Origin of the sequence: Streptomyces sp. NPDC047841 (assembly GCF_040704085.1) — a bacterium.
Lineage (GTDB): Bacteria > Actinomycetota > Actinomycetes > Streptomycetales > Streptomycetaceae > Streptomyces > Streptomyces argyrophylli.
Genome location: NZ_JBEYRP010000003.1, coordinates 306,234 through 326,166, shown reverse-complemented (window position 1 = coordinate 326,166; position 19,933 = coordinate 306,234). Strand labels below are relative to the sequence as shown.

General features: G+C 72.5%; 18 protein-coding genes and 4 pseudogenes. 14 read left to right on the top strand and 8 right to left on the bottom strand.

Features of this window, described 5'->3' with window-relative positions; translation table 11 throughout:
- Window positions 1–23 precede the first annotated feature (23 nt).
- From AB0947_RS06090 to AB0947_RS06075, 4 genes are all read left to right on the top strand, one after another.
- Window positions 24–725: an isochorismatase family cysteine hydrolase gene (locus AB0947_RS06090; RefSeq protein WP_366749044.1), complete on the top strand. Its 702-nt coding sequence runs from the start codon at window positions 24–26 to the stop codon at window positions 723–725.
- A gap of 2 nt (window positions 726–727) precedes the next feature.
- The gene (locus AB0947_RS06085; protein ID WP_366749043.1) at window positions 728–1,498 is read left to right on the top strand and encodes an SDR family oxidoreductase; all 771 of its coding nucleotides are present in this window, start codon (window positions 728–730) and stop codon (window positions 1,496–1,498) included.
- A 24-nt stretch (window positions 1,499–1,522) separates the two neighbouring features.
- Window positions 1,523–2,140, top strand: coding sequence for a VOC family protein (locus AB0947_RS06080; RefSeq protein WP_366749042.1), 618 nt, complete (start codon window positions 1,523–1,525; stop codon window positions 2,138–2,140).
- Between the two features lie 161 nt (window positions 2,141–2,301).
- On the top strand, window positions 2,302–2,760 hold the full coding sequence (locus tag AB0947_RS06075) for a pyridoxamine 5'-phosphate oxidase family protein (protein WP_366749041.1): 459 nt from the start codon (window positions 2,302–2,304) through the stop codon (window positions 2,758–2,760).
- Between the two features lie 36 nt (window positions 2,761–2,796).
- Here AB0947_RS06075 and AB0947_RS06070 read toward each other — a convergent pair whose 3' ends face one another.
- From AB0947_RS06070 to AB0947_RS06055, 4 genes and pseudogenes are all read right to left on the bottom strand, one after another.
- Entirely contained in the window at window positions 2,797–4,017 is a 1,221-nt protein-coding gene (locus AB0947_RS06070) for a metallophosphoesterase (protein WP_366749040.1), read from the bottom strand.
- A 243-nt stretch (window positions 4,018–4,260) separates the two neighbouring features.
- Entirely contained in the window at window positions 4,261–5,403 is a 1,143-nt protein-coding gene (locus AB0947_RS06065) for an enolase C-terminal domain-like protein (protein ID WP_366749183.1), read from the bottom strand.
- 17 nt (window positions 5,404–5,420) lie between these two features.
- Window positions 5,421–5,720, bottom strand: a pseudogene (locus AB0947_RS06060) (thiamine pyrophosphate-binding protein); the annotation flags it as partial.
- Between the two features lie 388 nt (window positions 5,721–6,108).
- Window positions 6,109–6,636 (bottom strand): annotated as a pseudogene (locus tag AB0947_RS06055) (sigma-70 family RNA polymerase sigma factor); the annotation flags it as partial.
- 697 nt (window positions 6,637–7,333) lie between these two features.
- On the opposite strand from AB0947_RS06055, the gene AB0947_RS06050 reads away from it, so the two are divergent.
- On the top strand, window positions 7,334–9,118 hold the full coding sequence (locus AB0947_RS06050) for a glycoside hydrolase family 15 protein (RefSeq protein WP_366749039.1): 1,785 nt from the start codon (window positions 7,334–7,336) through the stop codon (window positions 9,116–9,118).
- Between the two features lie 132 nt (window positions 9,119–9,250).
- On the opposite strand, the pseudogene AB0947_RS06045 reads toward AB0947_RS06050, so the two are convergent.
- Both AB0947_RS06045 and AB0947_RS06040 read right to left on the bottom strand, forming a co-directional pair.
- Window positions 9,251–9,433 (bottom strand): annotated as a pseudogene (locus AB0947_RS06045) (SDR family NAD(P)-dependent oxidoreductase); the annotation flags it as partial.
- Between the two features lie 25 nt (window positions 9,434–9,458).
- A complete protein-coding gene (locus AB0947_RS06040; RefSeq protein ID WP_366749038.1) occupies window positions 9,459–9,851 on the bottom strand; it encodes a hypothetical protein in 393 nt (130 codons plus the stop codon).
- Window positions 9,852–10,101: 250 nt separating this feature from the next.
- Here AB0947_RS06040 and AB0947_RS06035 point away from each other — a divergent pair, with 250 nt between their 5' ends.
- From AB0947_RS06035 to AB0947_RS06025, 3 genes and pseudogenes are all read left to right on the top strand, one after another.
- Window positions 10,102–10,767 (top strand): hemerythrin domain-containing protein, encoded by a 666-nt coding sequence (locus AB0947_RS06035; protein ID WP_366749037.1) that lies wholly within the window; start codon window positions 10,102–10,104, stop codon window positions 10,765–10,767.
- Between the two features lie 245 nt (window positions 10,768–11,012).
- Window positions 11,013–11,377: pseudogene (locus tag AB0947_RS06030) on the top strand (MarR family transcriptional regulator).
- A gap of 214 nt (window positions 11,378–11,591) precedes the next feature.
- On the top strand, window positions 11,592–12,710 hold the full coding sequence (locus tag AB0947_RS06025; RefSeq protein ID WP_366749036.1) for an amidinotransferase: 1,119 nt from the start codon (window positions 11,592–11,594) through the stop codon (window positions 12,708–12,710).
- A 375-nt stretch (window positions 12,711–13,085) separates the two neighbouring features.
- Here AB0947_RS06025 and AB0947_RS06020 read toward each other — a convergent pair whose 3' ends face one another.
- Window positions 13,086–13,991 carry an AraC family transcriptional regulator gene (locus AB0947_RS06020; protein ID WP_366749035.1) on the bottom strand — a complete coding sequence of 302 codons (906 nt, stop codon included), beginning with the start codon at window positions 13,989–13,991 and terminating at the stop codon, window positions 13,086–13,088.
- A gap of 195 nt (window positions 13,992–14,186) precedes the next feature.
- Here AB0947_RS06020 and AB0947_RS06015 point away from each other — a divergent pair, with 195 nt between their 5' ends.
- From AB0947_RS06015 to AB0947_RS05990, 6 genes are all read left to right on the top strand, one after another.
- Window positions 14,187–14,747: a quercetin 2,3-dioxygenase gene (locus AB0947_RS06015; protein WP_366749034.1), complete on the top strand. Its 561-nt coding sequence runs from the start codon at window positions 14,187–14,189 to the stop codon at window positions 14,745–14,747.
- A gap of 9 nt (window positions 14,748–14,756) precedes the next feature.
- Entirely contained in the window at window positions 14,757–14,903 is a 147-nt protein-coding gene (locus AB0947_RS06010; protein ID WP_366749033.1) for a DUF1427 family protein, read from the top strand.
- Entirely contained in the window at window positions 14,900–15,136 is a 237-nt protein-coding gene (locus AB0947_RS06005) for a DUF1427 family protein (RefSeq protein WP_366749032.1), read from the top strand. The genes AB0947_RS06010 and AB0947_RS06005 overlap by 4 nt, the downstream gene beginning before the upstream one ends.
- A 10-nt stretch (window positions 15,137–15,146) precedes the next feature.
- Window positions 15,147–16,112 (top strand): amidohydrolase family protein, encoded by a 966-nt coding sequence (locus tag AB0947_RS06000; RefSeq protein WP_366749031.1) that lies wholly within the window; start codon window positions 15,147–15,149, stop codon window positions 16,110–16,112.
- 19 nt (window positions 16,113–16,131) lie between these two features.
- Window positions 16,132–17,067 (top strand): alpha/beta hydrolase, encoded by a 936-nt coding sequence (locus AB0947_RS05995; protein ID WP_366749030.1) that lies wholly within the window; start codon window positions 16,132–16,134, stop codon window positions 17,065–17,067.
- Between the two features lie 276 nt (window positions 17,068–17,343).
- Window positions 17,344–17,553 carry a hypothetical protein gene (locus AB0947_RS05990; protein ID WP_366749029.1) on the top strand — a complete coding sequence of 70 codons (210 nt, stop codon included), beginning with the start codon at window positions 17,344–17,346 and terminating at the stop codon, window positions 17,551–17,553.
- A 291-nt stretch (window positions 17,554–17,844) separates the two neighbouring features.
- Here the strand turns inward: AB0947_RS05990 and AB0947_RS05985 are convergent, their stop codons facing one another.
- Entirely contained in the window at window positions 17,845–19,461 is a 1,617-nt protein-coding gene (locus tag AB0947_RS05985; protein ID WP_366749028.1) for an alpha-L-arabinofuranosidase B, read from the bottom strand.
- Between the last annotated feature and the right edge of the window lie 472 nt (window positions 19,462–19,933).

Below are 19,933 nucleotides of genomic sequence, written 5' to 3'. Positions count from 1 at the left end.
GCGCGGCCGGATGGGAACCGTCCATGACTTCTGAGACCCCTGCACCGCTGTACCCCCCGGACCGGACCGCCCTCCTGGTCATCGACCCGTACAACGACTTCCTGTCCGAGGGCGGCAAGCTGTGGCCGCGGGGGAAGGAAGTGGCGGAAGGCGTCGGCCTGCTCGACCACATGCGCACCATGCTCGCCACGGCCCGCGGCCAGGGCTTCCGCGTCTTCATCGTGCCCCATCACCAGACGACGCCGGACGACTACGTCACGTGGGACCACCTGTCCCCGACCCAGCAGCGCATCGTGCGGCAGCAGATCTTCGCCGCGGGCAGCTGGGGGGCCGAGTGGCACCCCGACTTCCGGCCCCGCGAAGACGAGTTCGTCGCGCTCCGGCACTGGGCGTCGAGCGGTTTCGCGAACACGGACCTGGACTTCCTGCTCAAGCAGCACCACATCCGGAACCTGCTGCTCATCGGCATGCGGGCCAACACCTGCGTGGACACCACCGCACGCTTCGGCCAGGAGCTGGGGTACCACGTGACCCTCGTCCGTGACGCCATCGCCGCCTTCAGCTGGGAGGAGATGACGGCGACGTTCGACATCAACGCACCCCTGTACGCCCACGCCGTCCTCACCACGGACGAGTTCGTCGGCATCGTGGACGGCGGGACCGGCGAGGGTTCCGGGCGCCAGGGCGTACGGGAACCAGGCGGAAACGGCGGTGACCCCCGGTGAGCGTGACCGGAGCAGGAGCGGGCGGCACGCCCGGAGGACTGGCCACGCCCGGAGGACTGGCCGGGCAGACGGTCGTGGTCGTGGGAGGCAGCGCCGGCATCGGCCTGGAGACCGCGCGCCAGGCGCGTGCGGCCGGCGCCGAACTGGTGCTCGTGGCGCGTGACGCCGAACGTCTGCGGCGGGCGGCGGACGAACTGGACCCGCGCGGCACCGCCGCGTTCGACGCCCGGGACACCGCCCGTCTGGAGCGGTTCCTCGGTGAGCTGCCCGGGCAGGTCGACCACGTGATGGTCACGGCGGGCAGTCCGTCGTACACCCCCCTCGCCGAACTCGACCTGACCGACGCGGGACGGGACTTCGGCGGGCGCGTCGCGATGCTGCTCGCCGTGGCACGGGCGAGCCGCGGGAAGGTCAGGGCCGGGGGGACGCTGTTGTTCATCGGCGGCACCGGTGGCCGCCGGCCCGCCGCCGGAATGGCCGTGACGGGCGCCCTCACCGCCGCGCTGCCCGCGCTGACCGCCAACCTGGCACTGGAGGTCGCCCCCGTCCGGGTCAACCTGATCGCGGCCGGGTTCGTGGACACCCCCCTGTCGGCCTCGCTCCTCGGTGACCGGCTGGAGGCGCGTCGCGAGGAGCTGAGGAGGACACTGCCCATCGGCCGGGTGGTCGGACCGGCGGACGTCGCCGCCCTCGCACTGCACCTCATGACCAACGGCGCCGTGACCGGCGCCACCTACGACATCGACGGCGGCCAGCACCTCGTGACCCACTGAGCCGGCGAGAGGAAAACACAAGTCATGGACATGAAACTCGAGATCGTCGTGGTGCCGGTGGCCGACGTCGACCGCGCCAAGGACTTCTACACCGGACTCGGCTGGCGGCTCGACGCGGACTTCGCCCCCGAGGAGAACTTCCGGGTGGTGCAGGTGACCCCTCCCGGTTCCCCGGCGTCGGTCATCTTCGGTTCATCGGTCACCGACCGGCCCCCGGGCTCGGCCCAGGGCCTGTACCTGGTCGTCGACGACATCGAGGCCGCCCACGAGGAGCTGACGCGGTGCGGGGCCGACCCGGGCGAGGTGTTCCACGACGCCGGCGGGGTCTTCCACCACGCCGGCACCGAGGCCCGCGTGTCCGGCCCCGACCCGGAACGCGGCAGTTACGGCTCCTTCCTGACCTTCAGCGACCCGGACGGCAACGGCTGGTTCCTCCAGGAGGTCACCTCCCGGCTTCCGGGGCGGCTGGATCCCGCGGTCACCTCGTTCTCCTCGGCCGACGACCTGGCGAGCGCCCTGCGACGGGCCGCGGCGGCACATGACGAGCACGTGTCCCGCACCGGCACGGAGGACCCGGACTGGCCCGACTGGTACGCGCGCTACCTGGTCAGCCGGCAGGCCGGCACGGAACCGCCCGCCTGAACCGAGTTCCGATCACCCTGTGACCTTCGCCGGGTGTGACCCACGGTCGTCCCCGTACGGGAGTGGCCGGGCGCGGGAGGGGAGTACCCGCTCATCGGTCGCCGGGAGTAGGTCCCGCGCCCCAGGCGCGCGCCGCGCCCGCTCGGCTAGGGTCGGCCGCCATGGAGACCAGGGGACTCGTCCGCCGCGGGACGGCGGAGCGCAAGCGTGACGTTCTGCGGCGGCTCGACACCGAGCGGGACGTATGGGTGTCGACGGCCCACCCTGATCGCGGGCCGCACCAGGTGCCGCTGTGGTTCTCGTGGGACGGGCGCGCGGTGTGGATGTGCACCAGCGCGGCGTCCGTGACCGCGCGGAACGTCCGGAAGGAGCCGCGCGTGCGCCTGGCGCTCCCGGACACCTACGACGTGGTGCTCCTCCAGGGCGAAGCGGAGTGCTTCCCGGACCAGGAGGTGGCCTCGGACGCGGCGGAGGCGTTCGCCGGCAAGTTCGGCTGGGACCCGCGCCTGGAAGAGGGTTCCTTCGTGTACGTGCGCGTGGTCCCGAGGACCGTGCGCGCCTGGCGCGGCGAGCCGGAACTGCGCGGGAGGGTCGTCATGCGCGACGGGACGTGGCTGTGACAGCGGCCGCCCCGGGAGGTGCCGGCCGGCCCCGTGCTACGGCGACGTGGGCAGGTGCGGGGAGCGGAGCACCAGCAGGGTGATCTCGCTGGGGGCGAAGACGCGGAACGGCGGGCCCCAGAAGCCGGTGCCGCGGCTGGTGTAGAGCAGGGTGCGGGTGCCGTGCCGGCTGAGGCCGGCGAGGGCGGGCTGGTCGAGGCGGACCAGGTGGTGGAACGGCCAGATCTGGCCGCCGTGGGTGTGGCCGGAGAGCTGGAGGTCGATGCCCGCGGCTGCCGCCCGGTCGACGAACTTGGGCTGGTGTGCCAGGAGCAGGACGGGCAGACCGGGGTCGGCGCCGTCCAGGGCTCCGGCGAGATGGGCGCGGTGGCCTGCCAGGCCGGAGGACTCGGCGGTGACGTCGTCCACGCCGGCGACCACGAGGGTGTCGCCGCCGCGTTCGATCAGCAGGTGGCGGTTGCGCAGCGGCTCCCAGCCCAGCTCGTCCATCAGGTCGACCCAGCCCTGGGCCTCGCTGTAGTACTCGTGGTTGCCGGTGACGTAGACGCGGGCGTGGGTGGCCCGCACGGTGCCGAGCGGGGTGGCCTGGGCGCGGCGGCGTTCGGCCGTGCCGTCCGCGATGTCGCCGGTGTGGCAGACCAGGTCGGCGTCCAGGGAGTTCACCGTCTCGCACACCCGTGCCGACCAGCGGGCGCGGTCGAGCGGGCCGTAGTGGGTGTCGGTGATGAGGACGACGCGGGTTCCGTCCAGCCCGGCACCCAGTTGCGGCAGCCGCACGTCGAGCCGGCGCACGCGCGGTACGCGGCGCGCCTCGGCGTACCCCCAGGCGAGCAGTACGGCGGTCACGGCGAGGACGGCCCAGGTGACGACGCGGGCGCGGTCCTGGCCCTCGCCGACGCCGGCCACGGTCAGGGCGAGCCGCAGCAGGACGCCGAGCAGAACGGACCAGGTGAACAGGGTCCAGCCGGCGCCCAGCAGGGTGTCACCGGTGATCGCCGCCCGGTCCTGCTGACGCCGGCCGTGCCCGCGCACCATCGCGAGCGGCATACCGACGAGGCCGAGGGCGCACAGGGCGGTGCCGGCCAGCGTGACGGGCAGCGGCCAGTGCTGGCCGGTGTACAGGAGCACCCAGCAGGGCACGGCCCACAGCAGGACGGGGGCGATCAACGGGATGTAGCGCATCAGGCGGTGCAGCAGGCTCGGCCGGGGCGCTCGCGCTTCACCCTCGGCGGGCCGGATGTCGCTGGTGTCGGTCACGCTTCCCCTCCCTGACCAGGCTGCCTCTCGCGCACTGTATCCGGTCGGCCCCGGGCCGGCCGGACCGGCGTTCACGGGAGCGGCCCGACGCCGGTGGAGCGGGTCCCGGCCCGCGCCTTCCCGGCCGTGCCGGCGGCCACCGGCCCGAGACGCTTACCGGCGTGCGGACGTCCTGCCGGGCGTCGTCCGGCGGTAAGGCTTCGCCATCGGTCCGTGCCTCTCCTTCGCGAACGCGAGCCCCGGTCAGGGGGTCCGGTCTCCGTACACGCGGTAGCGCTCGGCGTCGGGCCACTTGACCTCCAGGCCGAGGCCGGGACGGGAGGTGTCGGGGCGCAGGGCGCCGCCCTCGGGTGACAGCGTGCCGTGGAACAGCAGGCGTTCCAGCCGCACGTGGTCGTGGAAGTACTCCAGGTGCCGCAACCGGCGCACCGCGCAGAACGCGTGGGCCGACACCGCCGGCGCGCAGTGCGCGGACAGGTCCAGCTGGTGGGCCGAGGCCAGGCCGGCCGTTTCCAGGACGCCGGTGATACCGCCGCAGCGGGTGACGTCGGCCTGAAGGCAGTCCACGGCGGGGCCCTGGACCAGGTTGACGAAGTCCCGTGTGGTGTACGCGTATTCGCCCGCCGCGATCTCCAGCCGCGCCGGGCCCCGCTCGACCAGCGTACGCAGCCCCTCCAGGTCGGCGGAGCTGACGGGTTCCTCGAACCAGCGCACGTCCCAGTCGTCGTGGAAGCGGTGGGCCCAGTACAGCGCCTGCTTGCGGCCCAGCGCACCGTTGGCGTCGGTGAGGATCTCCGTCCCGTCGCCGACGGCCTCGCGTACGGCCGTGAGACGCCGCGGATCGCGTTCGGGGTCCCTGGAGGTCTTGAGCTTGACGCGCGGGATGCCCTGCTCCACCCAGCCGGCGAGCTGGTCGGTGAGGCGGTCCAGGGGGTAGTTGGTGAATCCGCCGCTGCCGTAGACCGGCACCCGGTCGTGGCAGGCGGGCAGCAGGTGGATCAGCGGCAGGTCCAGCAGTCTGGCCTTGAGGTCCCACAGGGCCACGTCCACCGCGGAGACGGCCATGGCGCCGACGCCGGGGCGGCCGGCGTTGCGGATCCGCCGTCCCATCAGCTGCCACAGGGCCCCGGGCGAGGTGATGCGCGCGCCCCGCAGCAGGCCGGTGAGCTGGGAATCGATGAAGGAGGCGACCGACACGTCCCCGTAGGTGTAACCGAGCCCGGTGCGGCCGCCGGCGTGGACCTGGACGAGGACCATGGTCGTGGAGTCCCACTCCAGGGTGCCGTCCTGTTCCTTTCCGTCCGGGCCGTCGGTCGGCACCTCGAAGGCGTGCACGCCGACCGCGTCGATCCGCACGGCGTCCAGGTCCGTTCCGGTACCGCTCACGAGTGCCCTCCCGGATGGCCGACCACGGCGACCACCGGCTGGTGGTCCGGCTTCGCTTCGTACAGCCCGTTGAGCAGATGCACCGCACCCGGCCCCGAGGCCGCCACGCGGCAGCTCACCTCGCCGGTGAACCTCGCACGGGCACAGGCCGTGAACGCGGCCATCTCCTCGTGCCGGGTGCGAATGAACTCCGGTTGACCCTGCGCCCGGTCCAAGGCGCCGAGCAGCCCGTCGATCCCGTCGCCGGGACAGCCGTAGATCCGCTCCACCCCCCATTCCCGCAGACGGTGCAGCACGCAGTCGGCCACCAGTGTCATGACATGCTCCTTCGGATGCGCATCTCCGCGACCCACATGAGGTGACCTGCGGCCACGGCCCGTAAACGACCGCCGCTCCCGCCTGCGCGTGCGACCGGGTGCACGAGCAGTGAGCGTTCACCGGCTGCACGGCGGTCGCGCGGCCCCTGCCGCACGGCTGCGTCGGAGCGCGTGCCAGGAGGCCGGGGGAGGTGACGGCGGGGTCCGGCCCGGGGGCACCGCCCGCAACGCCGTCCGCGGGCGCCTGTTCGCCGGTACGGGGCGGGGTGTGCCGCGAGCACCCGGGGCGCCCCGCGGGGCCGGAAACGGCGAGGTGGGTCTCACCCATGACGTCCGCGAACGCGGGCGCGGACCGCTGCCCTCCGTCCACGGGAGCGTCGAGGTGACGGAGCCGGACGGCGCCCTGCGACCGCATCGCCTCCGTCACCGCGGATTCGGACAGGCCAGAGGCCCGTGCCAGCTCCGCCGGCGTGGGCGGGCACCCGCCGCCGGCCTGCTCCGGTTCTCGCTGTGCCCGCCGTACCCGCTGTCGGGCCTCCTGCACGGTGCGGGGCAACCGCACGAGTCCCGTCCGGTCCCGCAGGTGCCGCTTCAGCTCCCCGGTGATCGTCGGTACCGCGTACGACAGGAAGGCGTGGCCGTGATCGGGGTCGTAACCGTCGACGGCCTTGACCAGACCCAGACAGGCGACCTGGAAGAGGTCGTCCTGCTCCTCGCCGCCGAGGCCCCGGTACTTGGCGGCGATCCTGCGCGCGACGGGGAGCAGCGCGCGGATCGCCTCCTGACGGGCGCCCTCCCGCTCCCGGGCCGTCGGCTGCCGCCGTACGCGGCCCACGAGCTCGTCGATCCGCGCGGAGGTGAGCGCCCTGCCGGCTGCACACCTCGGCGGCGGACGAAGGGGGGCGAGGGGAGTCATCTGGGCCTCTGCGCTGAACGGGGTTGCGGGGCATGGTCATGGGTCCCCGCCTTCATCCGTCCTAGGCAAAAATCACCCTGCCGGTCGAGCTTTTCCAGTCACTCGGTGTGCCGGACGGCTGACTGAGGTTTGCTTCCGGAGATCCTCCTCAAGGCACACCGCGAGCTACGGGACACCGCCACCCGTGACGCCGGCGCACCGCTTCGCCACGGTCACGCGGCCGGCGGGGAGCGAGGCGGCGAACGCCCTGTCGCCGACCACCGCCCACGCCGTGAACCGACCGAGGTCACACCCCCGCCGAAGCCGCGCACACCCGGTCGGTCCCACCGGCAGGAAGCCACATGAGGACGGAACACCCGCCGTCCCCCACCATGACGCGCCTTGGCGCCCCGCCTGACCGCCACGAGGAGCCGAGGAGCGACGCGTCCGAGCGACGCGGCGGGGCACCGGCCCGTCTTCTCGGCGGCCTGCGTCCGTTCCTGCTGTCCGCGCTGCTGCTGGCGGGCGTGGGAGCGGTCGGCCGGCTCATCGGCCGGGTGGTGCATCGCCGTGAGCCTTGCCGACGGGGAGCCCCCGCCGTCCGGGGCCCGGCGCTCGTGACCGGTGCTCCTTCCGGAACGCGGCCGGCGCACGGCGCCGCCCCCGTTGCGGCGTACGGACCGTTTCCCGGCCGGACGGCGGGGAAATCCCAGGGTCCATGAACGAGAGAGCGGACGGACAGACAACAGGACTGGGAAACGGTGTGTGCCCACCGTGGGTGCTGCGGGACTACGCGCTCCTGGCCGACGGCGAACGCGGCGCCGTGGTGGACCCGGCGGGACGGATCGTCTGGCTGTGCGCCCCGCGCTGGCACAGCGACGCGGTGTTCTCCTCGCTCATCGGAGGCGGTGGCTACTTCGCCGTCGAACCGGTGGACCGCTGGCACGTCTGGGGTGGCTACTACGAGGACGGCACACTGATCCGGGTCGGCCGCTGGCTGACCGCCGACGCCGTGATCGAGTGCCGCGATGCGCTAGCCATGCCGGCCACGGCGGACCGGCTGGTACTGCTGCGCCGGATGCGCGTCGAGGCGGGCGAGGCCCGGCTGCGGGTGGCCCTCGACCCGAGGCCCGGGTTCGGCGCACGGCGGGTGCGCGATCCCCGCCTGCGGGACGGGGTGTGGCACGCGGACGCCGACGGGATGCGGCTCCGCCTGCTCGGCGCGCACCGGGCGGCCTGGGACCCGGAGTCCGGGCTGCGCGGCGAGTTCCGGCTGCGCAAGGGCGAGTGGCACGACCTCGTCCTGGAGCTGTCCGAGCGGGAACAAGCGGACCGGCTGGACCCCGAGGAGCTGTGGGAGCGGACGGAGCGCACCTGGCGGCGGTCCGTGCCCGACTGCTCGGCGCTGGCCGCTCCGCGTGACGCCCGGCACGCCTACGCCGTGCTGCGCGGCCTGACCAGCACCTCCGGCGGCATGGTCGCGGCGGCCACCACCTCGCTGCCGGAGCGGGCGGACACCGGCCGCAACTACGACTACCGCTTCGCCTGGATCCGCGACCAGTGCTACGCGGGTCTCGCCGTCGCCACCCACGGCCCGCACGAACTGCTCGACACCGCGGTGCGCTTCACCGCCGAGAGGGTCCTCGCCGACGGCGAGCACCTGCACCCCGCCTACACCGTCGACGGCGGCGCCGTACCCGGCCAGCACGAGCTTCCGCTGCGCGGGTATCCGGGGGGCAACGACCGTATCGGCAACCACGCGGCCGGGCAGTTCCAGCTCGACGCGTTCGGGGAGGCGCTTCAGCTGTTCGCCGCCGCGGCCCACCACGACTGTCTCACCCGGGAGGCCGAGCGGGCCATGACGGTCACGGTGGACGCGGTGGAGCGCAACTGGGCGCGGCCCGACGCCGGCTTGTGGGAACTGGAGGACCGGTGGTGGACCCAGTCCCGGCTCAGTGTGGTCGCGGGCCTGCGCCGGGCGGCCCAGGTGCTGCCGGGCACGTCCGGACAGCGGTGCGCCGACCTGGCCGACACCGTGTACGCCGAGACCCGGCGCCGCTGCCTGGGCGGGGACGGCCACTGGCGCCGGGCCGCGGACGACGACGGGCCGGAGGCCGCGCTGCTGACGCCCCTGGCCCGCGGCTGCCCTCCCGCCGACGACCCCAGCAACGCGATCACCCGCCGCTTCATCGAGGAGGAGCTGGGCGAGGACGGCTACCTGTACCGCTTCGTCCATCCCGGGGTCCCCCTCGGCGAGGCCGAGGGAGCCTTCCTGTTGTGCGGGTTCACCATGGCGCTGGCCACCGACCACCTCGGTGACCGGGCCGGTGCGCTGCGCTGGTTCGAACGCACCCGGGCGGCCTGCGGGCCGTCCGGGCTGTTCGCGGAGGAGTACGACGTGCGTCAGCGCCAGCTGCGCGGCAACCTGCCCCAGGCGTTCGTCCACGCCATGCTGCTGGAGTGCGCGGTCCGGCTCAACGACGTCTCGGCGCTGCCGCGCTGACGGAGTCGCGCGGCCCTGCGGCGATCAGCGCGCACAGGGCGCCGCCGGCGGCCGCTCCGAGCGCGAGCGGGCGCCGGCGGCGCCGTTGCCGACGGGCTCGTCGGTCTGCCGAGTCGTAGCCGGTGCGGGCGACGGACGGACCTCCGTCACCGGTGAGAACACCGTGCTGAAGGCGGCGTTCACCCAGACGTCGACCGGACCGAGCTGGTCCTCCGCCTGCTGCGCGGCTGCCTCCACAGCCTCCGGGTCGGCCGTGTCCACCACCAGGGGCAGGGCCCGTCCGCCGGCGGCCCGCGCCTTGTGGGCGGCCTGCTCCCCCCCGCCACCCGAGGAGCCCCGGTCACGGTTCGCTTACGCCCCGGGAGCCCAGGTGCTCGTTGTGCCAGGCGATGGCGCGTCTGATCTCCTCTTGCTGAAGCCCGGTCCGGCATCCCAGTTCCTCGAGGCCGAGGACGGGCGGCCCGGAGGTCAGGGCCCGGGTGATCTTCGCCGCCCACAGTTCCTCGTACGTGAACGGGCGGTGCCGGTAGATCTCCCGCACGATCGCGAAGTGTGCCTCGCCGCAAGCCGTGATGAGCCGCAGGCCGTCGAACCAGTCGTTGACCGGGCTGACGGAGGACGAGTCGGGCACGTAGCCGCGCACCGCCTCGTCCTCGGCGAAGGCGGCCGCGCACAGGTCGCACAGGTCCAGGCGGGTCCGCGCCGTCTTCTTGTCCTTCTTCCACCAGGCCATCGAGAGCCGCCCTCACCACGTACTTCCCGGGTACTGCCGTGAACGTCGACCACACGCCGAGCGCGCCCCGGGGTTTCCCTTCCTCCCGCGGCGAAAACGACAAACCCGCCGTCGACGGCCCCGGACCAGGCTCAGCCGGCCGAGCGCCGCACTCACCGCCGGTCGCCGTACCCCCGCGAACAGCCCTGCGCGTGGGTGAGGCGGGCGGGGGTACCCAGACCCGCTGAGACAGCAGTGAGGAGGGACCGACATGGGCACCTTGACGAAGCAGGCCGCGCAGAAGACGGCGACCATGCCGTCGCTCGCCGGCAAGGCGGCGGCCAAGGCCGCACCGACCGTGTCCGCCTGGTCCGGGCGGGCGCTGGGAGCCCTCGGCGGCGAGAACGTCGTGGACGTGCTCACCCGCCAGCACCGGCAGATCAAGCTGGGCTTCCTCCGGGCCGCCCTTCCCGGCCCGTGGCGCCGCCGCAACTTCGACCGGCTGATGCGCCTGCTCGCCGTCCACGAGGCCGCCGAGGAGGCGCACGTGCATCCCGTCGCGCGCCGCGCGCTGGAGCACGGCCGTGAGCTGGCGGCCCGCCGCCGCGCCGAGGAGAAGCAGGCCAAGGAGCTGCTGGTCGCCCTCTGGCGCACAGGGCCCCACGGGACCGGATACCTGCGGCGCCTGAACGAGGTCAGGCGCGCGGTCACCCGGCACGCCGCGCGCGAGGAACGCGAGGAGTTCCAGGCGCTCCGCAAGGCCGTCAGCGTGCCCCGGCTGCGCATGCTCGGCGCCGAGGTCAAGCTCACCCAGGCGTACGCCCCGACCCGGCCGCACCGATGGGTCAACAACGAGGCCGCGAACAAGCTGGCCGCGCCGATCCTCGGTCCTGTCGACCGCGCTCTCGACGCCCTTCACCGCGGCAACGGGTCGTGACGCGGCAGGCACGTCAGGTCGTGTGCGTGTGGTCTCCGTGCGCCCAGGCTCCGCCCCGCTGGGCGGCCACACTGCCGCCCGCCGTGCCGTCTTACGGCCTTTCGGCGCGTCCGCCGGGGCGAGAGCCGCGATGACGGTGAGGGCCGCCGTCCCGCTCGGCCGGCTGTTCCGACAGCACCGGGGCGGGCCGCACCCGAGCGCGAAGCGCGACGGACCCCGTGCGACGACCGCCGGACCCGGCCTCGATCCTCCGCCGTCGGGAGGGCCGACCGTGGCGCGGTGGAAAGACGCGGGCGCTGCCGACCGCTTCCCGGTGGCTGGTGGCTGTCTCCGCCCGCCCGCTCGCTCGCCGAGGTCGAAGAGCGGGTGACCCTGCCGCGGTCGCCCCGGCGACGGCCATGCGCATGTTGGACCGGTTGATCGCTGCCGGGCTGGCGAACCGGCAGCACAATCCCGCCGACCGGCGGGAGACCATGCTGCGGCTCACGGCCGCCGTCCGATGTCTGCGGCCGACGCAGCGGCCGGCACTCGTCGAGGCGCTCGACGCGTTCAACGAGGCGGGCTGGGAGCCGTCCGTGTCGGCCGGGGAGAGCAGCATCCTCTCGGCTGAGCGATGGACCTGCCGGGGGGTGGAGAGGCACGCCCGCCATCCCCTGACGCCCGCCGCCCCCTGACGCTGGCGCGGCACGGCCAGACCAGGACAACCGATCGCAGTGCGTGATGTTCGGATATACGCTGAGTGAGCCCCTGATCGGACAAGCCCGCCGGATGCCGTCGAACCGCCCGTACGAGAGGTAGGAGGGGTGCGAGTGGACCCTGAGCCGTTGCCCTCGACCGTGGACACCAGGGAAACGCCCGAGGGTCTGCCCGTCGCGCCGGTCAGTTCCCACAACGAATGGGATCCCCTGGAGGAGGTCGTCGTCGGGCGTCTCGAAGGCGCGACTTTTCCCTCCCGCCACCCGGTCGTGGCCTGCAACATCCCGCCCTGGGCCGCGCGGCTGCAAGGTCTCGCCGCCGGCTTCAGATATCCGGGCGCCCTGGTCGAGCAGGCACAGCGGGAACTGGACCAGTTCATCTCCCTCCTCCAGTCCCTGGGGGTCACGGTCAGACGCCCGGACGCGGTCGACTTCAGGCAGCGCTTCGGCACCCCTGACTGGTCGTCACACGGGTTCTGCAACACCTGCCCCAGGGACAGCCTCCTGGTGGTCGGCGACGAGATCATCGAGACCCCGATGGCATGGCCGTGCCGGTACTTCGAGACGCACTCCTACCGCTCACTCCTCAAGGAGTACTTCCGCCGGGGCGCACGCTGGACCGCGGCACCGAAACCGCAGCTCACGGACGAGCTGTTCGAGAAGGACTTCCGCCCTCCCGCCGCGGGAGAGCCCATGCGGTACATCCTCACCGAGTACGAGCCGGTGTTCGACGCGGCGGATTTCGTCCGCGCGGGACGCGACCTGTTCGTCACGCGGAGCAACGTCACCAACCGCATGGGCATCGAATGGGTGCGCCGGCACCTCGGACCGGACTACCGGGTCCATGAGATCGAGAGCCGATGCCGTACGCCCATGCACATCGATACGACGTTCGTCCTGCTGTCACCCGGCAAGGTGATGGTCAACCCCGACTACGTCGACGTGGACCACTTGCCGGACGTACTGAAGTCCTGGGACGTCCTGATCGCTCCCGAACCGGACCCGATCGACGAACGCCTTCTCAAGATCACGTCCATGTGCGGCAAGTGGCTGAGCATGAACGTGCTCATGGTCGACGAGAAACGGGTGATCGCCGAGCGCCATCACGTCAACACCCTGCGGGCGCTGGAGAGATGGGGCTTCGAGCCCATTCCGTGCGACCTGTTGCACTACGCTCCGTTCGGCGGTTCCTTCCACTGCGCGACACTCGACGTCCGGCGCAGCGGCACGCTCGAATCCTACTTCTGACTCCTGACTCCCCTCAGCCGGAACGGAACGCGGCCTTGCCGAGCATCGTGCTGGCGGTGCTGGCAACTGTCGCCAACGGCCTGGGGTCGGTGTTGCAGCGCAAGTCGGCACGGTCGGGCTGGCCGGGCTGCTGACGAGCCTGTCGCCGTCCGGGGGCTCCAGCAGCGAGGTGTCCGGACGGATGTGGGCCCTGGCCGCGGGTGCGAACGTGCTGCTGATCGTCGCCGGCGGTCTGGTGGGCGCGGCTGGCCGCACAGCCCGGGCTTTCCCTGGGCGATCCGGTGATCTGGGGACCGCCTTGCCGGCACGGAGGGACCCGCGCCGCCCCCGTCGCCGCACGCCCGCCGGGCCCGCGCGGTGTGTCCGCGGTGTACGTCAGTGCTTCGTCACCGACCGGAACGTGGTCGGTGTCATCCCGGTGTGCTGCCGGAAGAAGGCGCTGAAGACGGTCGGGTAGGCGAACCCGACGCGCTCGCCGATGGCGGCCGGCGACAGCGAGGTGTGGATGAGAAGCCGTTTCGCCTCCAGCAGCACCCGGTCGTCGATGTACCGCTTGGCGCCGCAGCCCAGCGCCGCCCGGGTCGCGCGGGTGAGGGTCCGCGGGCTGTAGCCGAGTTGCGCGGCGTAGTCCTCCACCCGGTGGGTCCGGGCGAAACCTTCCTCGACGGCCTGACGGAACCGCTGGAACGGCTCGCGGCCGGCCGAGCGCGTCCGCTGCCGTGGGTCCGCCAGGTGCACCAGCCGGATGAGGATCACGGACAGCAGGCCGCGCAGCGTCTCGACGTACGCCTCCAGCGTCAGGTCGGCAAGGCAGGCGTGCTCCTCGACCAGGGTGTCCAGCAGCCGCAGCAAGGTCGCCTGACGAGACGGTTCGGGCGTGACCAGGCGGTACGCGAGGTGCTCGCCGTCCCGGATCAGCGCGTCGGTCGCGGCGCTGGGGAAGCCCGTCGGGAAGACGAGCACGGTGGCATCGGCGTCGCCGGGACCGTCCGGGAACTGGAGCACCTGACCCGGCCACACCCACAGCCAGTCGCCCGCGCCCACGCGGTACGCCGTGAAGTCGACCGAGCAGTCCACCTGCCCGTCGCGCACCGCGAGGACCAGGTGGAACGCCGGACGGGCGGGCTGGGTGAGGGGCGTCTCGCGCTCGACGGCGCGGGCCGCGAGCCCGGGCAGACCGAGCACCTCCAGGCCCGGCGGCCGGCCGGGCGTGGGCCGGTAGACCACCGTCGGAATGCCGCCGGCCCGACGGTCGGCCGTGATGTGTCCGTTTCCCTTCATCGCGTGCCCGAGTGTAGGCCGGACCGTGCCGTCCGGCGGGGCTAGCTTGGAGGAGATCCGCGCCGCCGGAGGCCGTCGAGGCTGGCGAACGGCCGGCGCACCGCAAGGAACACCGTGGGCCGCAGCCCGGGACGGGCCGCCCAGCCGCGCACTCCTCCCGGTCGTGTGCCGGTCTCACCGCTGGAAGGAATCCTCGTGACCATTGAGTACGCCACTCGGTACCGTCAGCGCTCCCTCATCCCGCCGGAGCCCGGCAAGCCGTACTTCGTCGAGAAGGGCGAGGGCGACCGCGCCCACCTCTTCGGCGACCTGTTCACCGTCTACGCCGGCGGCGAGCAGACCGAGAACACCTTCAACTTCTTCACCTGCGACGGCCCCAAGGGCGACATCATCCCCGCCCACTCCCACCCGGACACCTACGAGGTCTTCTACATCGCCGAAGGCGCCGTCCGCCTGTTCGTGGAGGATCTGGAGGGCGAGCAGTACGAGAGGCTGCTCACGGCGGGTGACTTCGGGTTCGTGCCGAAGAACTGCCCGCACGCCTACCGCATCGAGCGCCACCACTCCCGGATCGTCGGTGTGGCGGCCGGGCCGGGCGGCACCTTCGAGCGGTTCTTCGAGAACCTCGGCACACCCACCGACGAGCACGGCCTGCCCCGCACGCCCTACGTCCCCGACCCGCGCAGCTTCGGGACCGTACCGCAGCGGTTCGACGTGAACTTCCTGCCCGGCCACACGTGGCGCACCGGAAGCTGAGAACACCCCATGCCGTATCTCAAGGCCCTGTCCGCCGGTGTCCTCGTCGGTGTGCTGTACGTGGTGGTGCGGCACAAGTCGCCCGCGCCGCCCCCGGTCGCCCTGGCCGGCCTGCTGGGCATGCTGCTGGGCCAGGCCGCGCTGGGGGCCCTGTGAGTGCCGCCGGCGCGGCCGGTGCCCTGCTCCGCCGGGCCGTGCCCGCCTTCGCCGCGGGCCTGTTCATGGGGGCGGTGTACTGGGCGCTCGGCATCGCCTCGCCCGCTCCGCCGCTCGTCGGCCTGACCGGCCTGGCCGGCATCGTGCTCGGTGAACGCGCCGCCACCGCCGTCCGCGACCGTCTCGCCCGCCGCTCCACCCCCGCCGCGTCCCACTCGTCCACCACCGGTTGAGGAGATGTCCGTGTCCCCCGACGCTCCCGGATACATCGATGTCCACGCCCACTTCGTCACCGACTCCTACGTCCGCCAGGCGCGTGACGCCGGGCACGAACTCCCCGACGGGGTCCCCACCTGGCCTTCCTGGTCGGCGAAGGCCCACGTGGACCTGATGGACCGCTGCGGCATCGAGACCTCGATGCTGTCCGTCTCCTCCCCGGGCGTCCATTTCGGTGACGACACCGCCGCCCGCCGCCTGGCCCGCGAGGTCAACGAGGCCGGGGCTGACACGGTACGCGAGCACCCCGGCCGGTTCGGGCTGTTCGCCTCGCTGCCCCTCCCGGACGTCGACGGCGCCCTGGAAGAGATCGCGTACGCCTACGACACCCTGAACGCCGACGGCGTGGTCCTGGAGACCCACACCCACGGCACCTACCTCGGCAACCCCGGCCTGGAACCCGTCTGGGCCGAGCTGGACCGGCGCGGCGCGGTCGTCTTCCTGCACCCGACCTCCCCGGTGTGCTGGGAGCAGTCCGCCCTCGGACGCCCCCGCCCGATGGTCGAGTTCATCTTCGACACCGCGCGGACCGTCACCGATCTGCTCATGGCCGGCACCCTGGACCGCCACCGGAACCTCCAGGTCATCGTGCCGCACTGCGGCGGGGCCCTGCCGGTCCTGGCGGACCGCATCGACGGCTTCATGAAGATGTTCATGCCGGCGGGCACCGGCGCCCCCGACGCCGTCGAGCAGCTCGGCCGCCTCTACTACGACCTCGCCGGCCCCGCCCTGCCCCGTCAGATCCCCGCCCTCCTCGGCCTCGTCGGCACCGACCGGCTCCTGTACGGCAGCGACCACTGCTGGACCCCCGCCGCCGCGGTGGAGGCCCACGTCGCGGGCCTCGACGCCGCCCCGGCACCCGAGGGCGCCGCGAGCTGGCGCGCCCTCACCACCGCCAACGCCCGCCGCTGCCTGGCCCGCACGGCCCACTGAGACGACGGAGCCGACCATCGTGACCGACGCCGCACCCGCGTCCTTCCCCCTCCACCTGCTGGCCCCGCCGGATCCGGCCACACTGTCCCTGCCGCACCCGGCCCACCCCGCCGACGGTGTGAGGCTGCTGCGCGGCGCCGTCTACGCCGTCCCCGACGGCAGCCGTCCGCTGACCGCCGACCTGTGGCTGCCCGAGGACGCCGGCGCACCCGTGCCCGTCGTCGTCTTCGTCCACGGCGGCGCCTGGCGCACCGGCCTGCGCGACGACCTCGGCCCCCGCTTCCGCTCCTGGCGGCCCGGCCCGTTCGCCCGCCTCGCCCGGGCGGGCTTCGCCGTCGTCTGCCTCGACTACCGCCTCAGCGGCGAGGCGCCGTACCCGGCCCAGACCGGCGACCTCACCGCCGCACTGGCCTGGCTCCACACCCGCGCCGACGACCTCGGCCTGGACACCGCACGGACCGTGCTGTGGGGCGAATCGGCAGGCGGCCACCTCGCCGCCCTGACCGCGCTGACCCGCCCCGCCCGGACCGGCACGGCGACCGTCACCGGCTGCGTCACCTGGTACGCCGCCACCGACCTGCCCGGACTCGCCGAGGACCGCCCCGGGGGCGCGTACGACCCGCGGGACCCGGGCTCCTTCGAGGCCCTGCTGCTCGGCGGTGCCCCGGCGGAACGGGCCGAGGCGGCGCGGGACGCGAGCCCGGTCACCCACGTGGGCCCGGAGGCGCCGCCCTTCCTCCTCCTGCACGGCGTCGACGACACCCTGGTCCCGGCCCGGCAGTCCGTACGCCTCGCCGAGGCCCTGCGCGCCGCCGGGCACCACCCGGACCTGCGCCTCCTCGCCGGCGGCGACCACCTCTGGGTGGGCCTGTCCGAGCAGGACGTCGAGGACTGCTACGTCCGCACCGTGGACTTCGCCCGCCGCTGCACGCGTGACGCCGAGGGGGCTTCGTAGGTGGCTGGAATGTGTGAGTCCCCGACCGGTCGGCCCTAGGTTCGGCCTCACGCATATCGGGCAACACGGGGGAACAGAATGAAGTGGGCGAACCTGTCAGGGCGTCTGAAAGTGCGGGCTTCCGCTGTCTCGGTGGCCGTCGGGGCCGCTCTGGCCGCTTCGGTGCTGGCTGCTTCTCCTGCCGCAGCCATGTGGATCGATCCGAACCCTGGGCCCGCACCGGACAGTTGCGCGCCCGGAAACGTCTGCGTCTATGCCGCCTTGATCCCGGTCGGCATGACGCCCGAACACCGGTACTACTACTACGGCTCGTACAACTTCGTGAACGAGTTCGACGATCACACCGTGTGGAACAACCAGACCGGCGGAGCCCGCGCACTGCTGTGCCTGGGCTACAACGGCACCAACTGCACCGTCACCATTCCCGCCGGCCAGGCGTTCCACGGGTCGCTCACGCCGTACAACTCGATCAAGCTGGTCCCCTGACCGCGGCCTTCCCGGGTGCGGGCCGCCCTGCTGGATGCCGAGCAACACCACGAGGCCGGCTGCGAGAGAAGGCATGCCTGCCTGGCGACGAGTATGACCATGCACGATCTCAACGAGCCCCCCACACCACCGGCCACCCCACCTTGCGGCAATGCCCACTACCGCGCAGAGCTATTCCGCGCTAAACCCCGGCAACTCGCCGCACCGGTGCGCGCCCTCGGGAACGCACTGCACCGCGCCGGCTGGTCCGCCGGCGCGGCGTCACTGTGCGGGGTGTGGTGGTGCGGGGGTTCAGGCCCAGGGCTGGCCGACGGCCCAACTGGTGTCGTCGCTCCAGGAGGTGGTGCTGTCCCAGGTGTGGGACCCGCCCTGGCTGGCGATGTAGACCGTGTAGCTGTAGTGGCGCAGGTAGTCGCTGGGGTAGTTCACCGAGCGGAAGGAGTAGCCCTGGCCGTTGTGGCCGGCCTCCGGACAGAAGGTGGCGTCCTGGGCGAACTGCGAGGTGCCGTCGTTGGAGCCCAGGTGCAGCTGGAAGTTCGAGTGCCGCAGGTATTGACCGGACTGGTTCGCGGACTCGAAGGACAGGCACGAGGAGTCGGCCAGTCCCGCGCGCACGGTCCAGGTGGCGTCGCCCTTGGTGGTGGAGCTGCTGGACGTGGTGACCGGTGCGATGACGACGTTGGTGTCGGCGTCGTCGTGCACGATGTAATCGTTGGTGCAGCACGGGGTGGTCGCCCGCAGTGAGATCTTCGAGCCCGGCGTGATGCCGCCGGGGTTCGAGGTCGACGTCGTGTAGCCGGCGGCGTCGATGTTGGCCTGTACGGCGTTCTCGGTGGCGTCCGACGGGTAGCCCGACGTCATGACGCCTTCGTAGAAGGTGCCGGCGGAGCCGTGGCTGTTGTCACCGCCGATGCCGAGGATGATGGCGCCTTCCTTCTTCATCGGGTTGTAGCCCGCGACGTTGGGGCGCGGCCCGTTGTAGTAGGTGGACAGGCCACCGGACTGGGCGTTTCCGGCCCGGATCGCCCAGTGGTTCGGCTCGCCCTTGACGATGGCGGTGAGGAACCGGTGGCTGACGCTGGGGTCGTTCGCGTTGTAGCCCGCGTTGGCCCCGGAGAACAGCCCGTTCTCGAGGTCGGCCATGACCCAGGGGCCGTTGCCGGTGCCGTAGCCCCAGACCTTGATGTTGCCGAAGTAGATGGCCTCCATGGTGCCGTTGCCGTTGTCCCGGCTGTTGGTCTCGGCGTTGCCGTAGTCGAAGCAGCAGCCGCCGTTGTAGTGCGTGCCGTCGAGGACCGCGTACATCCCTTCGGGCTGGTCCCCGGTCGCGATCCCGTTGGTGTGGTTGTTGCGGTAGCCGGTACCCGGGGCCACGTAGACGCCGTACGCCTTGTGGCCGCCCACGGTGACGGGCGCGGCGGTGGCGTCGGCCAGGTTGTCGTAGCCGCCCGCCGCGGGCCCGGAGAATCCTCCCGGCGGTGCCTGGGTGAGGTGGTTGCCCCGGCCGGACTGGTCGTAGATCACCGTGATGAGACACGTCGTCCCGGCGCAGAAGGAGTCCTGGGCGGCGGCGTTGGCGTACCCCCCGGCGCTGAGCACGCCGATGTCCCGGGTGGCGTTGTCCGAGGCACGCCGCACCTGGTAGAGGGGGCCGTTGTAGGAGGAGTACAGCGCGCGGGTCGTGCTGTGCGCCGCGACGCAGGGCGTTCCCCCGCCGGCGTAGATGTCGCACGGCTGGGAGGACGCGGCCGCGGCGGCCGCCGTGGCGTCGGCGTGCTGTCCTGCGGACACGGCGCCTGCCCCGTTGGCGGATGCCTGGCCCCCGAACAGGGCTGCGGTCAGGGCGAGTCCCGACGCCAGTACGGCGAGCGTTCTGCCCTGACGTAAGCGGCCCGAGATCAACGACATGGTTCCTCCTCGTGGAATGAGCAGGGAGATGTCACGGCTGGCGTCACGGGGACTGCGGGACGGCGGCGGATGAGGAGCCGAGCGTTCCGCCGGTTCCCGCCTCCGTTTCGTTCCGTCCGGGCACGCGATATCCCCAGCAATTGGTTCGAAATACCGACCATTGGACGACTCTCCGGACAGACGTTGATGGTAGGGGGCTGCTCAGGCGTGTCAATACTTCACGCAGGATGGCATTGGCACATGCGGCACCAGGTCGGGCCGGCAGCCCGGCAGTCCGGCGGCCGGGTGACCACGGGACCGTTCACGCCCGTTCCCGGGCTCATGGTCGAGGCCGACGTCCAGGACGCCCGATGAATCACGCACGAAGCCTTGACGGCTGCCCGCGGTTCCCTAGTATCCAGTTGTCCGAAGAACCGAGCATCGTTCGATATCAAGAACACGGTCCCGGCAAACTGCTCCCCAGACAACTGCC

Bases quoted from the DNA above. Each gene is read 5' to 3' on its own strand.
- AB0947_RS05985 (WP_366749028.1), bottom strand. From the start codon at position 19,461: ATGTCGTTGATCTCGGGCCGCTTACGTCAGGGCAGAACGCTCGCCGTA.
- AB0947_RS06020 (WP_366749035.1), bottom strand. From the start codon at position 13,991: ATGAAGGGAAACGGACACATCACGGCCGACCGTCGGGCCGGCGGCATT.
- AB0947_RS06010 (WP_366749033.1), top strand. From the start codon at position 14,757: ATGCCGTATCTCAAGGCCCTGTCCGCCGGTGTCCTCGTCGGTGTGCTG.
- AB0947_RS06080 (WP_366749042.1), top strand. From the start codon at position 1,523: ATGGACATGAAACTCGAGATCGTCGTGGTGCCGGTGGCCGACGTCGAC.
- AB0947_RS05990 (WP_366749029.1), top strand. From the start codon at position 17,344: ATGACGCCCGAACACCGGTACTACTACTACGGCTCGTACAACTTCGTG.
- AB0947_RS06035 (WP_366749037.1), top strand. From the start codon at position 10,102: ATGGGCACCTTGACGAAGCAGGCCGCGCAGAAGACGGCGACCATGCCG.
- AB0947_RS06050 (WP_366749039.1), top strand. From the start codon at position 7,334: ATGAACGAGAGAGCGGACGGACAGACAACAGGACTGGGAAACGGTGTG.
- AB0947_RS06040 (WP_366749038.1), bottom strand. From the start codon at position 9,851: ATGGCCTGGTGGAAGAAGGACAAGAAGACGGCGCGGACCCGCCTGGAC.
- AB0947_RS06075 (WP_366749041.1), top strand. From the start codon at position 2,302: ATGGAGACCAGGGGACTCGTCCGCCGCGGGACGGCGGAGCGCAAGCGT.
- AB0947_RS06090 (WP_366749044.1), top strand. From the start codon at position 24: ATGACTTCTGAGACCCCTGCACCGCTGTACCCCCCGGACCGGACCGCC.